This is a genomic window from Stenotrophomonas maltophilia (genome assembly GCF_047782825.1).
GTDB lineage: Bacteria > Pseudomonadota > Gammaproteobacteria > Xanthomonadales > Xanthomonadaceae > Stenotrophomonas.
Map to the genome: position 1 here is coordinate 3749476 of NZ_CP180589.1, position 12845 is coordinate 3762320.

The 12845-nt window shown below is 67.6% G+C and carries 10 protein-coding genes; 7 read left to right on the forward strand and 3 right to left on the reverse strand.

Translation table 11 applies throughout. The features are described from left to right. The first annotated feature begins 193 nt into the window (after positions 1-193). The 6 genes from ACM2ZB_RS17345 to ACM2ZB_RS17370 all read left to right on the forward strand — a co-directional run bounded on the left by ACM2ZB_RS17345 (position 194) and on the right by ACM2ZB_RS17370 (position 5326). Positions 194-1138 (forward strand): hypothetical protein, encoded by a 945-nt coding sequence (locus ACM2ZB_RS17345; protein WP_416056362.1) that lies wholly within the window; start codon positions 194-196, stop codon positions 1136-1138. Next, entirely contained in the window at positions 1131-1679 is a 549-nt protein-coding gene (locus ACM2ZB_RS17350; RefSeq protein WP_313440851.1) for a GTP-binding protein, read from the forward strand. The genes ACM2ZB_RS17345 and ACM2ZB_RS17350 overlap by 8 nt, the downstream gene beginning before the upstream one ends. Then, positions 1672-2088, forward strand: a complete 417-nt coding sequence (locus ACM2ZB_RS17355; protein WP_313440849.1) for a roadblock/LC7 domain-containing protein — start codon at positions 1672-1674, stop codon at positions 2086-2088. The genes ACM2ZB_RS17350 and ACM2ZB_RS17355 overlap by 8 nt, the downstream gene beginning before the upstream one ends. 53 nt (positions 2089-2141) lie before the next feature. Then, complete coding sequence (locus ACM2ZB_RS17360; protein WP_416056363.1) at positions 2142-2501, forward strand: hypothetical protein; 360 nt, start codon at positions 2142-2144, stop codon at positions 2499-2501. Positions 2502-2633: 132 nt separating this feature from the next. Next, positions 2634-4364, forward strand: coding sequence for a bifunctional isocitrate dehydrogenase kinase/phosphatase (gene aceK / locus ACM2ZB_RS17365; protein ID WP_416056364.1), 1731 nt, complete (start codon positions 2634-2636; stop codon positions 4362-4364). Positions 4365-4453: 89 nt separating this feature from the next. After that, complete coding sequence (locus tag ACM2ZB_RS17370; protein WP_416056365.1) at positions 4454-5326, forward strand: energy transducer TonB; 873 nt, start codon at positions 4454-4456, stop codon at positions 5324-5326. A 51-nt stretch (positions 5327-5377) separates the two neighbouring features. Here the strand turns inward: ACM2ZB_RS17370 and ACM2ZB_RS17375 are convergent, their stop codons facing one another. The 3 genes from ACM2ZB_RS17375 to ACM2ZB_RS17385 all read right to left on the reverse strand — a co-directional run bounded on the left by ACM2ZB_RS17375 (position 5378) and on the right by ACM2ZB_RS17385 (position 11148). After that, complete coding sequence (locus ACM2ZB_RS17375; protein ID WP_416056366.1) at positions 5378-6952, reverse strand: diguanylate cyclase; 1575 nt, start codon at positions 6950-6952, stop codon at positions 5378-5380. A 99-nt stretch (positions 6953-7051) separates the two neighbouring features. After that, entirely contained in the window at positions 7052-8068 is a 1017-nt protein-coding gene (locus ACM2ZB_RS17380; protein WP_416056367.1) for a cupin-like domain-containing protein, read from the reverse strand. 86 nt (positions 8069-8154) lie between these two features. Next, positions 8155-11148, reverse strand: coding sequence for a TonB-dependent receptor (locus tag ACM2ZB_RS17385; RefSeq protein WP_416056368.1), 2994 nt, complete (start codon positions 11146-11148; stop codon positions 8155-8157). Between the two features lie 492 nt (positions 11149-11640). Between ACM2ZB_RS17385 and ACM2ZB_RS17390 the strand changes: the two genes are divergently transcribed. Then, positions 11641-12834, forward strand: coding sequence for a sugar MFS transporter (locus ACM2ZB_RS17390; protein ID WP_416058573.1), 1194 nt, complete (start codon positions 11641-11643; stop codon positions 12832-12834). The last annotated feature ends 11 nt before the right edge of the window (positions 12835-12845 follow it).

Genomic DNA, 12845 nt, shown 5'->3' on the forward strand with positions numbered 1-12845 from the left:
ACGTGAAATCCATCCGGCGTCGTAACCCCGTCAATACGGCATGAAACTTGCCCACGATGGCCGTCGCAGAACCGCTCGGCACGTGTTCGCGGTCGCCATCAATCTGAGCAGTCGATCACGACGGACGCGGCTGGCGATGGCCTAGCCTTGGCGACGCGAGACCGCCGGGGAGGCGGTCGCCCGGGGAACACGGATGGCACGCGTGCTGGTGGTGGGAACCGATATCCAGGGCGAACGCGCCCTGCTGCAACGCCTGCGCCTGGCCTCGGCCCTGCCGGAGGGACAAGTGCGCCGCAGCCAGGATCTGGACGACTGCGATCTGCTGGTGATCCGCGATACGCCGGCGCTGCGCAATGCCGCCCTGCGCATGCGCCAGCAGCGCCCGCGCCTGCAGTGCTGGATAGAAGGCAGTGGCGGCCAGCTGCGCGAGGGCCACGGCCGCCAGGACGTGCTGGACGACAGCGCCATCGGCCGCGCACTGCGCGGCATGCAGGGCAGTGCCGAACCGGCGCCGATCCGTCTGGCCGACGGCGCACACGCCATCACCCGCCTGCTGCGCGAGCGCCTGCCATTGCGCCAGGGCCACGCGCTGCTGGGCGAAAGCGGGCAGCCACTGCTGCTGCTGGATCTGGAGCAGGACCAGGCGGTGCTGCTGCAGGAGCCGGCCAGCGCGCTGGTGGAGCGCCTGGCCCAGGGCTTCGAACACCTGCACCTGGATGCGCTGTCTGCTGCGCAGTTCCAGGCCCTGGCCGGGACGCGCGCACGCCAGCCACTGCGGCCGCTGCTGTGGCAATGGGCGCAGCGCAGCCGCCACTGGCAGGCGCTGGACGAACGCCTGCGCGGCGCATCGGTGAAGCTGCTGCGCTGGCCCGATTTCCGCGTGCTGGGCCATGACCACGATGGCTTCCGCCTGTGCTCGCTGCTGCTCAAGCGCGCCTGCACGGTGGACGAGTGCGCGATGCTGCTGGACCTGCCGGCCGCCGCCGTGCGCGATTTCATCCATGCCGCCTACCTGTGTGGCTACGCGCAGCTGCAGGCAGGCGCGGCCGCGCCCATCGCTGCGCGCGGCAACGGCCCGGACAGCGGCCTGCTGGCGCGCCTGTGGCGCAGCCTGCGCGGGAGCGAGCGCAATGCGTGAGCACAAGGTGGTCGTGCTCGGTGGCATGGGCAGCGGCAAATCGACCCTGGTGCGCAGCATCGCCGCCGGTGCGGTGATCGACACCGACGTGGCCAACAGTGACCGCAGTGGCGCGGACAAGGCGTCCACCACCGTGGCCCTGGACTACGCCGATATCGACCTGCCCAACGGCGAGCGCCTGCGCCTGTACGGCACCCCGGGGCAGCAGCGCTTCGATTTCCTGTGGCCGATCCTGCTGCAGGGCGCACGCGGTGCGGTGCTGCTGCTGGACGCGCGCCGCGCCGGCGTGGCCGCCGAACTGGAGGCCTACCTGCAGGCGCTGCGCCCGTTTGCGGGCGCGCTGGCCTTGGTGGTGGCGGTCACCCACCTGGACCAGGTTCCCGATGCGGCGCTGGATGACTGGGCGGCGCGTGCCTGCCTGGATGACCAGCCGCTGCCACTGCTGCCGGTGGATGCGCGTGATCGCGAACAGGGCCTGCTGCTGATGGATGTGTTGATGAGCGAAATGGAAGCGCACGCCCTGGTGGCCGCGCATGGCTGATGGCCAGGTGGCGGTACTGCCCGATGCGCGGCAGCGCGAGCGCCTGCAGCCGTTGCTGCAGGACCTGCAGCAACGCGTGGAAGGCGTGCGTACGGTGGTGCTGGCCAGTGTTGATGGCTTCGCCCTGGTCAGTGCAGGTGCCGACGGGCGCGGCGAACGGCTGGCGGCGATGACCAGCGCGATGCTGGCCTTGGCGGCTGCGGTGGGCCGCGAACTGGCACTGGGTGATCTGCAGACGCTGATGCTGGAGGCGCTGGGCGGCAAGGTACTGATGCTGGCCATCCAGGCCGAGGGCCGCGCGCCGCTGCTGCTGATGGCGGCCTGTGACCAGCGCAGCGTGATCGGCCAGGTGCTGTGGCAGAGCAGGGAATGTGGCCAGGCGATCCTGGCCGAACTCGGCGGATCGTGAGCCCGTCCGCAGGGGAACGAGGGGCTCGAACCAACATCGACAAGGGGTGCGACGTGGCTGGATTGACTGAATCGCTGAATGCATTGATGGGGATCGACGGCGCGCAGGCGGTGGCACTGGTCGATTACGAGAGCGGCATGCTGCTGGGCGAAGCGGGCGCCGGCATGGACATGGAAGTAGCCGCCGCAGGCAACACCGAAGTGATCCGGGCCAAGATGAAGACCGCCGCCTCGTTGAACCTCAACGACAGCATCGAGGACATCCTGATCTCGTTGGGCAAGGCGTACCACATCATGCGCCCGGTCGCGAAGAAGAAGGGCCTGTTCTTCTACATCGTGCTGGACCGCGCCAAGAGCAACCTGGCCCTGGCCCGGCGCAAGGTGCAGGACGTGGAAGCCGAACTGGCGATCTGAGCCACCGGCGTCTGTAGAGCCGAGCCCATGCTCGGCTGTTTCTGCTCGAAAGCAGCCGAGCATGGGCTCGGCTCTACACAAGGCACCCCACGCCGGCGTATGGTGGATATCCATCCCCCTGCCGAGCCGTGCATGTCCCAGCCCGACATCGCCGCTGACCTGGCGCCGCGCATCGCTGCGGCCATCCGCGATGGCTTCGAGGACTACCACGCCCGTTTCGCGGCGATCACCGCGCGGGCGCGGCAGCGCTTTGAACAACGCGACTGGGCCGGCGCGCGGCAGGACGCGGTCGAGCGCATCGCCCTCTACGACCTGTGCATCGCCGAACGCATGGATGCGCTGCGCCGCGTGGCCGGCGAAGCCATCGGCGAACGCGCGCTGTGGCTGCAGGTGCACGCCCGCTACAGCGCCCTGCTGCAGGGGCTGATCGATGCCGAGCTGTACAAGACCTTCTACAACACCCTGGCACGGCGCCTGTTCGCCACCCGCGGCGTGGATCCGGCCCTGGAATTCATCGCCTTCGACGTCGAGCCGTCCGATGCGATCACCCATCCGGTCGCCCGCCACACCTATGCGGTATCGCCCACCCGCCCGGTGGAGGCGCTGCAGCGGGTGCTGGCCGATTACCGCTTCGACGTGCCGTATGCGCACCAGCTGCGCTGCGCAGCCGCCATCGCCGTGCGCCTGCAGGATGATCTGGCCCATTGGGGCGATACTCCGGTGCGCAGCATCGAACTGCTGGACACCGTGTTCTACCGCGAACGCCGCGCCTACCTGGTCGGGCGCGTGTTCGGTGAACACCGCTTTTCGCCATGCGTCATCGCCCTGGTCAATGACGAGCAGGGCCTGCGCGCCGATGCCGTGCTGACCCGGCGCCGCGATGTCGCCCATCTGTTCGGTGTGTCGCGCAGCTATTTCCAGGCCGACCTGGCCACCGTGGGCGACGCGGTGGTGTTCCTGCGCAGCCTGCTGCCGGGCAAGCCCATCGACGAGATCTACACCGTGCTCGGCCGCGCCAAGCAGGGCAAGACCGAGCGCTACCGCACCTTCTTCCGCCACTTCAGCGAACACCCGCACGAGCAGCTGGTGCACGCCGAAGGCACCCCGGGCATGGTCATGGCGGTGTTCACCCTGCCCAGCTATCCGCTGGTGTTCAAGCTGATCCGCGACCGCTTCGCCTGGCCCAAGGCGATGTCGCGGCAGCAGGTGGAAGAGAAGTACGCGCTGGTGTTCAACCTGGACCGCGTCGGCCGCCTGCTCGATGCGCAACCCTATCGCTACCTGCGATTCCCGCGCGCGCGTTTCGCGCCGGCATTGCTGGACGAGCTGCTGCAGCAGTGCGGGCAGAGCGTGCGCGTGCAGGGCGACCAGATCGAGATCGCCCTGTGCTACGTGCAGCGCCGCTTCCGCCCATTGAATCTGTACCTGCGCGAGCAGGCCGCAGCGTCCATCCGCGCGGCGGTGCTGGACTATGCGCAGGCCATCACCGACATGGCCCGCAACAACATCTTCCCCGGCGACATGCTGCCGAAGAACTTCGGTGTGTCGCGCCATGGCCGCGCCGTGTTCTACGACTACGACGAACTGTGCCTGGTCAGCGACTGCGTGTTCCGCGCCTGGCCGCAGCCCTCCACGCCGGAAGAAGCACTGGCTGACGAGCCCTGGTTCCATGTCGGCCCGCGTGACGTGTTTCCCGAGCGCTTCGGCCCGTTCATGGGCCTGCCGGCACTGGAGCTGGCGGCAGTGCGTGAACACTACCGGCATCTGTTCGACCCGGCCTGGTGGCAGGGCCTGCAGGCCCACTTCGCCGCCGGCGACTACCCGGATACGCCGCCCTACGCGGCCAGCCATCGCCTTGCCTGAATGCCTGCGCAGCGGGTGAGGCCAGAGACTGGGGCAGCACCGCCGCACCTGCGGTAGGCTTGCGGTTCCAAGCACAAGGAGTGAGTGTGATGCGATCTTCCCTTTTCCTGGCCCTGGCATTGGCCCTGGGGGGCGGCGCGGCCTGCATCGACGCGGCCGACGCGCAGTCCGCACGTGAAGTACGCAAGCAGACCGAAGCCAGCATGACCCTCAGCGGCGTCATCGACATCGGCCGCGAGGGCCAGGTTGAAGGCTTCCAGCTGGACCACCGTGAAAAGGTGGCCGCGGACGTGGCATCCCTGGTCGACAGGACGGTAAAGGCCTGGCGCTTCCAGCCCGTGCTGGTCGATGGCGCTCCGGTGCAGGCACGCACGGCGGTCCGCCTGCGCCTGCTGGCCGACAACCTGACCGACAGCACCATGCAGATCCGCGTGGCCGATGCGAACTTCGGCAAGCTGCACGATGAGAAGAACCCGAGCAGCGACGATGTCACCGCAGTGAAGCTGCGCCCGCCCATGTACCCGGAAAAGGCGGCCGCGATCCGCGGCCAGGGCGTGGTTCTGCTGCTGGTGAAGGTGGGGCGCGATGGCAAGGTGGCCGACGTGGTGGCCGAACGGACCAACCTGACCTCGGTCGGTTCCGAACGCACCATGCAGATGCTGCGCGACGTGCTGGCCAAGGCCAGCATCCGCAATGCACGCGACTGGACCTTCAGGCCGCCCACTACCGGCGAGGACAAGGACCGCGAGTTCTGGACCGTGCGGGTGCCGGTCAGCTACGCCTTCGACCCGAAGGAAACACGCTATGGCCGTTGGTCGGCCTACATTCCGGGCCCGCGCCAGCAGGCACCGTGGAAGACCGGCGAGGAAGCGCAGGCCGCCGGTACCGATCTGCTGCCCGAAGGCGGCGTCTACATGGTCGGCCGCAACGAGGGTCCGCGCCTGCTGACCCCGCTGGGCTGACGCGCCGCCGGGCATTGCCCGGCGCTGCCGCGCTGTGGTCAGCCCGTGGCCTCAGTCTGCGTGCGGGTAGACCACCACGCGGTTGCGGCCCTGTTCCTTGGCCAGGTACAGCGCCTTGTCGGCCAGCCGCAGCGCCTGTTCCACGTCGGCATGGAAGGTGGGGAAGTGGGCCACGCCCAGTGACACGGTGATCGTGCCCACCGGTGCGAACGGCTGCTCGGCAATGGCCTGGCGCAGCCGCTCGGCGGCCTGCTGTGCCGCGGCCACGCCCACGCCAGGCAGCAGCACCAGGAACTCCTCGCCACCGGCGCGGCACAGCACGTCGGTTTCGCGCGAATGGCGGCGCATCTGCTCGGCGATGTGGACGATGGCGCCATCGCCCACGTCGTGGCCATGGCCATCGTTGATGGCCTTGAAGCGGTCGATGTCCAGCGCCACGATCGAGAAGGGCAGCCCCTGCGCCTGCAGCATTTCCAGCGCGTTCTGCAGGCCGCGGCGGTTCAGCAGCCCGGTCATCGGATCGGTGCGGCTGGCCCGGTTGAGGGTGCCGATGCGGTCCTGCAGCGCGTTGAAGCTGTACAGCACCGCCTGCTTCAGCTGCGCCACCTCGAAGTACCACGCGCGGATGCCGTTGACGTGGCTGATCGCGTTGCCGGTGTCTTCGCCGTCCTGCACGTTGCGCGCCAACTGCCACAGCGGCAGCGAAATGCGCCGCGCGAACCACCAGGTGATCAGCAGCGACAGCACGCCCAGCGGAATCGCGTTCCAGATGACCGAGGTCATCAGCCGCGACAGTGGCTGCAGGGTGGCTTCGGTGGGGCGTTGGGCGATGATGCCCCAGCCGGTGGCCGGCACCGGCGCGTAGCCGGACAGCTGCGCCACGCCATGGTTGTTCACCAGCTGCTGGCTGCCCGAATGGCCGCGCATCACCGCCTTCACCGCCGGGTTGTCCAGCGCGTAGGTGCCCACTTCCTTCGGGTTGTTGTGGTAGATGATGCGGCCGTTGTGGTCCACCACGTACAGGTAGGACCCGTCGCGGTAGTAGTGCTTGCCCAGCAGCGTGTGCAGCGCGCTGCGCTGGCGCAGGTACAGGGTGCCGCTCACATAGCCCAGGTAGGTGCCTTCGCGGTCGAAGACAGGGTGTGACAGCGAGATCAGCAGCTTGCCCGTGGCCGACTGGTAGGGATCGCTGATCATCGGCTGGCGCCGTGCCAGCGCCTGGTTGTTGCCGAAGCTCTTGAGTACTTCGCCCTGCAGCTGCAGGGTCTGCGGCGAGGTGGCGATCACCCGCCCATCCACATTCACCACCAGCGAGGAATTGAAGCTGCTGGACTGCAGCTGAAGCCGGCTGGCCTCGTCCTGCGCGTGGTCCCTGTCCAGGCCGCTTTCGCCCAGCCGGGTCGCGGCGTACGCCAGCTGCTGCTGCGCCGACTGCAGGAAGATCTGCGTCGTCTCGGCCAGCTTGCTGGTGTAGACGCGGTTGGCTTCCAGGGTGTTGCTCACCAGCTGGTCGCGCTGCACGCGGTAGCTGGCCAGCAGGGTGTTGGCCAGCGCCACCAGCGTGGTCAGCAGGGCCAGCGCGAGAATCAGCTTGCCCAGGTTCAGGCGTTTGGAGATGGGTGGCATGCGGCAGCAGTGCGCGGCGCAGCGGGAGCGCAGCCGTGCACGGTCGGTGGGGGAACCGCCATTATGGGCACATTCGCCCGCGGCGGGGCAGCTGCAGTGTCAGCGCTGCAGTCGCCGCCGCAGCGTATCGCGCACGCGTTCGGCGCCTGCAGCGTCCAACGGTGCCAGCAGGCCGCGGGCGGATTGCGGTACATGCGCGGCCGTATGTTCATCGGCATCGAACACATAGTGGTCAAGCATGGAACGCCAGTGCGCGCGCTGTTCCGGCGGCAGCTCGCGCAGGGCCAGGATGGCCAGCATCAGCGCGTTCATCGGCGAATCCATCCACGCCGGTACCGGCCGCCACCAGCTGTTGACCAGCACGTTGAACGCTTCCAGCCCTTCCATGTGGTGCCACCACAGCGAGGGAATGAACACCGCATCGCCGGGCTCCAGTTCGGCCACCTGCGCGTGCGCCAGCGCCTGCGCGAAGCGCGGGAAGCGCTGCAGGTCCGGTGCATGGAAGTCGACCAGGCTGATCGCCTGCCCGGCGGGAGTGAAGTCCAGCGGCCCGACATACAGGTTGTCGATCTGCGCCGGTGGGAACAGGGTGACCCGGCGCCGGCCCGCGGCCACGCAGGCCAGGTTGTCCGGCACGTCCTGGTGGGCGGCAATGCGCGAGCGGTTGCCGATCCAGATGCTGGCCAGCGGGTCGGGCACGCCCAGCTGCAGCGGATTGGCCTGGGCAAAGCCGGGCAGGAAGCTGTCCAGCGTGGTGGAGGCCACGTAGATCGAGGGCGGCGCGGGGTCGCTGGCGTACTTCAGCAGGGTGGCCAGCACCACCTTCAAGGGCACCTGTTCGCGGCGGAAATTGAAGCCGCTCATGTCCTCGTTGTAGAACAGCCGGCCGCGCGCTTCGGGCGCGGCGGTGGTCGCGGTCACCGGCATCTGCCCGTGGTCGAACGCGGCCAGCTGGGCGACCGCTTCGGCGGCGGAACGGCGCGCGGCCGCCACCAGCGGCCAGTGCGCCACCAGCCCGCGGATCACCTTCGGCGTGGTCCAGGTGGGCAGCTGCTCCTGCAGCTGCGCCGGGTCCAGGCCGTGGATCTCTTCGATGGGGCGGGGCGAAGGCAACATGTGCGGGCATCCGGAGCGGAGCGGTGCGGAGCTGGCCGGATCCTGTAGAGCCGAGCCCACGCTCGGCTCTACGGTACTGCAGCCGGTCAGAACTTGTAACGCACGCCGAACATGTAGCGCGGGCCGGTCTGGGTGGCGTAGCGCAGCATGTTGGTGTGGCGCGAGTAGGTCCGCATGGTCTCGTCGGTCAGGTTGATCGCTTCCAGGCTCAGCGTCAGCTGCTCGCTCACCGCGTAGCTGATGTTCAGATCCAGCTGGCCGTAGGCCGCGGTGTAGTTCGGGTTCGGGCCCTGGCCACCGATGCCGTTGAGGAACTTGTCGCGCCAGTTGTAGGCCGCGCGGATCTGCCAGGCGTTCTTGTCATAGAAGGCAACCAGGTTGGCCGAATCGCTCAGGCCGATCATCGGGTACTGGTCACCCAGGCTCAGGTTGTTGAAGGTCAGCCCCGACTTCACCTTGGTGTAGTTGGCGGCCACGCCAAAGCCGGACTGGCCGAACAGGTGCTGCACCGCCACTTCCCAGCCATCCAGGTGGTCCGAATGCTGGTTGGCCGGCACCGTCACGTCGAAGCCGGCGATCGGGTCAGTGGGCAGGCCTTCGATGGTACCGGTCAGCTGGCCGGCCGAATTGACGCCAGTGAAGTTCACGCCCGGGTCGCCGGCATGGTTGGTGAAGATGTAATCGCGGATGCACGGCATGTCGGTGCCGCCGCAGGAGGCCAGTGCTTCGTTCCAGTACGCGCCACCCACCGGCGTGTGCAGGTTGCCGGAATTCTCGCGCACCACGGTATCGCTGATGAAGTTCTTGATGTTCTTGCGGAAGAAGCCGACCGAGGCGTAGCTGGCTTCGCCGTAGTACCACTCCAGCGACATGTCGAAGTTGTCCGAGATCAGCGGCTCCAGCCCCGGGTTGCCGCGGCTGCCGCTGCCGCCCTGGGTGCGCACGATGTCAGCCAGTGACTGCCCGCTCTGGATCTGCGTCCAGCTGGGGCGGCCCAGGGTGCGGCTGTAGCTGCCACGCAGGGCCAGCGAATCGCTCAGGTCCAGCTTCAGGTCCACGTTGGGCAGCACGTAGTCGTACTTGCCGCGGCCGCCGACGAAACTGCTGTCTGCGGCATACACGATGTTCAGTTCGTTGGCCGACCCCCAGCTGATGCCGGTGGGCACGCGCACCATCGCGTTGGATTCCACTTCGGTCTGCTCATAGCGCACGCCGGCGCCGATGTGCAGCGGCATCGACCAGTCGAAGGTGGTGCGGTACTGCAGGTAGGCGCTGCGGGTCTTCTCGGTGGTGCGGATGTCTTCGGAATATTCGCTGGGCGCGTAGTAACAGGTGGGGCAGGCCGGGTCGGACGCGGTGCCGACCTGCGCGGCGCGGTCGATCAGGCGGTCGAAGTCGAACACCAGGAACTGGCCGGTCAGGCGCGGGTCGCTGTGCCCGGAGAACGACTTGAAGTAGCGGGCCATGTTGTCCGAATACCAGATGTCATCGGCATAGTCGGACGGCGAACCCAGGCCACCCCAGGAATTGCGCTGCATGATGGCCGACGCCGAGCGGTTCTCCACCTGCGTGTGGCCGATGCCGAAGTCCAGCGCCGAGTAGTCGGCGAAGCGGAACGTACCGCGGCCCTGGTACTGCTGCACCTTGGATTTGTTGTAGCTGTTCTGGAACACCGAGCCGGTCACCAGCGCATCGGACGCCTGCACGCCACCCGGCGGCAGGGCGATGTTGATGATCGGCAGGTCGCCGCTGTAATCGACCGTGGTCTTGCCACGCACGAAGGCGGCCACGCCCAGCACGCCGGCCGAGCCATAGGGGCTGTCCGGCTGCGATTCGGCGGTGGAATTGTGCGCATCGAACGACAGGTCCAGCGCGTCGTTCACTTCCCAATCCACGTTGAAGCCCAGCGACTGCATGTCGGTCTTGGTGGCCAGCCGGGCGCCACCCATCGACACGTCCGAGTTGGTCATGTCTTCGCTGTAGATGATCGGTGCGGACACCGGGCCGTTGGTCCAGATGCTGTCACCCGGGCCGTAGTTGAACCACACCGACAGTTCGCTGCGCTGCTGCTGCACCTTGTTCTCGACATAGGTGTAGTCCAGCGTGGTGGTCACATTGTCGGCCGGCTTCCACTGGAAGGTGGCCTGCGCATTGGTGCGCTGGCGCTGCACGCCGTTGACGCTGTAGGCGGTGTTCTGTGGCCGCGCGTATACGTCGTTCGGGCCCGGACGGTTGCTGATGCGGTCCGAATAGCCCTGGCCTGGCTGCGGCAGAGCGCGCCAGTCGGTGGTGTTGTTGCCGTAGAACGTGGCCCAGCCTTCGGCCACCGTGGCCTGGTTGAAGCCGGAGTCGCGTTCCTGGTGGCTGGCACTGAGGGCCACGCCAAAGCGGTCGTCGGCATAGCGCTGGCTGAAGATGCCCGACAGCTCGCCGGTGATGTTCGAGCCCTGCAGGGTGCGCGGCAGGTTGTCGTTGGACGAATCGTTGACCGCCTTCAGGCCCAGGCTGATGACCGGTGCCGATTCCAGCGGGCGCAGGGTCTTGATGTTGATGGTAGCGCCGATACCACCGGCCGGGTTGTCGGCGCGGCTGGTCTTGTAGATCTCCACCGCCGAGATCGATTCGGAAGCGAGATTGGCGAAGTCGAACGAGCGCGAGCCGTTCAGGCCGCCACCGCCGTTGCCGAGGTTGGACGCCGGCATCTGCCGCCCGTTCAACAGCACCAGGTTGTAGTCGGGGCCGATGCCGCGCACGGTCACCTTCGAACCTTCGCCGCTGGAGGTGCGGTCGATCGACACGCCGCTGATGCGCTGCAGTGATTCGGCCAGGTTGGTATCGGGGAACTTGCCGATGTCCTCGGCGACGATGCCATCGACCACGCCCTGGCTGTCGCGCTTGAGGTTCATCGACGACTGCAGGCTGCCGCGGATACCGGTGACCTGCACCGTATCGAGCGTGGCCGGGTCGACCGGATCGCTGCCAGCAGCGGGCGCGTCCTGCGCCCAGGCGGGCGCAGCCAGGGCCGCGAGCAGCGCGGAAGTGAGCAACGTCTTGCGAGGTACAGCCTTGTACGTCTTCATGGAAGCTCCCTCCCCAGGGAATGCGTTGGTGGCGATCGTGCGTCGTCTCAATCACGGGTCACTGCATGTGGCCGGATTGGGCCCACGGTTGACAGCGTTGTCAACAAACTGCCATCAAGGGCGCCACGCAGGCGGTCGCGCAGGTCCGCATGTAACCGTTGCCACGAAGCCGCGCGCATCGGTGAATTGCCTTGTACGGCGGCATCCGCAGCGGTTTTTCAGGGATGACAGCGCTGCCAATCCGGATGCGGAAAAGTGTTGTGCGGTGCAAAACGAAACTGCGCGGATGCGTGGGTGGGAGCGGTCGGGCAGGGTCTTCCAGTGAATTGACAGCGCTGGACAACCCGGATGACCGCCGCCTGTCCTGCATGACCGCACCATGGCTTCAATGACTGACCAGGAGGACAGACTTTGGACACAACAACGACCGTTCGCGGACATCACGTGCAGGGCAATACCCGCGCACTGGCGGTGGTCACCGCGATCTTCTTCATGTGGGGCTTCCTCACCTGCCTCAACGACATCCTCATTCCGCACCTGAAAGCCGCCTTCGCACTGACGTGGGTGCAGGCGATGCTGATCCAGTTCACCTTCTTCGGCGCCTATTTCCTGATGTCGCTGCCTGCCGGGCGGCTGGTCGCGGCGGTGGGCTACAAGCGTGGCATCGTGGCCGGCCTGGCCATCGCCGGCGTCGGCGCACTGCTGTTCTGGCCGGCGGCGGCCGCGCATGTCTACGGCCTGTTCCTGGCCGCACTGTTCGTGCTGGCCACCGGCATCACCGTGCTGCAGGTGGCGGCCAACCCCTACGTCGCCCTGCTGGGCGATGAGCGCACCAGTTCCAGCCGGTTGACCCTGGCACAGTCGATGAACTCGCTGGGCACCACCCTGGCACCGCTGTTCGGCGGCCTGCTGATCCTGTCGGCACAGCCGCGCAGTGAAGCGCAGCTGGCACTGTTGCCGCAGCCCGAGGCGCTGGCGTATCGCGCCGCCGAAGCGCAGTCGGTGCAGCTGCCGTACTTCGGGCTGGCCGTGGTGCTGTTCCTGCTGGCGGCGGCAATCTGGATGTTCCGCCTGCCCACCATCACCGGCGTGGAAGGCAGCAGCACGCAGGGCCGCGTGTGGGATGCGCTGCGCCACCGCCACGTGCGGCTGGGCGTGCTGGCGATCTTCTTCTACGTGGGTGCGGAGGTGTCCATCGGCAGCGTGCTGGTCAACTTCCTGTCCTCGCCGGGCATCGGCCACGGCATGACCGAGCAGGAAGCCACCGGCTACGTGTCGCTGTACTGGGGCGGCGCGCTGGTTGGGCGCCTGCTGGGCGCGGCCCTGCTGGCGCGGCTGGATGCCCGCCACCTGCTGGGCGTGTTCGCGTTGGCCGTGGTGGTGCTGCTGGGCATCACCGTCACCGCCAGCGGGGGGCTGGCCAAGTGGGCGGTGGTCAGCATCGGCCTGTTCAACTCCATCATGTTCCCGACCATCTTCGCCCTGGCCATCACCCGCCTGGGCGCGCTCACCGGTCCGGCGTCCAGCCTGCTGGTGATGGCCATCGTCGGCGGCGCGGTCATTCCGCTGGCAATGGGCTGGCTGGCCGACCACCATGGCCTGCAGCTGTCCTTCCTGCTGCCCGTGCTGTGCTACCTGTACATCGCCTTCTACGCGTGGAAGGGCTCACGGCTGCCGGTGCCGTGAGCCGTCTTCGG

Bases quoted from the DNA above. Each gene is read 5' to 3' on its own strand.
- ACM2ZB_RS17345 (WP_416056362.1), top strand. From the start codon at position 194: ATGGCACGCGTGCTGGTGGTGGGAACCGATATCCAGGGCGAACGCGCC.
- ACM2ZB_RS17350 (WP_313440851.1), top strand. From the start codon at position 1,131: ATGCGTGAGCACAAGGTGGTCGTGCTCGGTGGCATGGGCAGCGGCAAA.
- ACM2ZB_RS17355 (WP_313440849.1), top strand. From the start codon at position 1,672: ATGGCTGATGGCCAGGTGGCGGTACTGCCCGATGCGCGGCAGCGCGAG.
- aceK (WP_416056364.1), top strand. From the start codon at position 2,634: ATGTCCCAGCCCGACATCGCCGCTGACCTGGCGCCGCGCATCGCTGCG.
- ACM2ZB_RS17370 (WP_416056365.1), top strand. From the start codon at position 4,454: ATGCGATCTTCCCTTTTCCTGGCCCTGGCATTGGCCCTGGGGGGCGGC.
- ACM2ZB_RS17375 (WP_416056366.1), bottom strand. From the start codon at position 6,952: ATGCCACCCATCTCCAAACGCCTGAACCTGGGCAAGCTGATTCTCGCG.
- ACM2ZB_RS17380 (WP_416056367.1), bottom strand. From the start codon at position 8,068: ATGTTGCCTTCGCCCCGCCCCATCGAAGAGATCCACGGCCTGGACCCG.
- ACM2ZB_RS17385 (WP_416056368.1), bottom strand. From the start codon at position 11,148: ATGAAGACGTACAAGGCTGTACCTCGCAAGACGTTGCTCACTTCCGCG.
- ACM2ZB_RS17390 (WP_416058573.1), top strand. From the start codon at position 11,641: ATGTGGGGCTTCCTCACCTGCCTCAACGACATCCTCATTCCGCACCTG.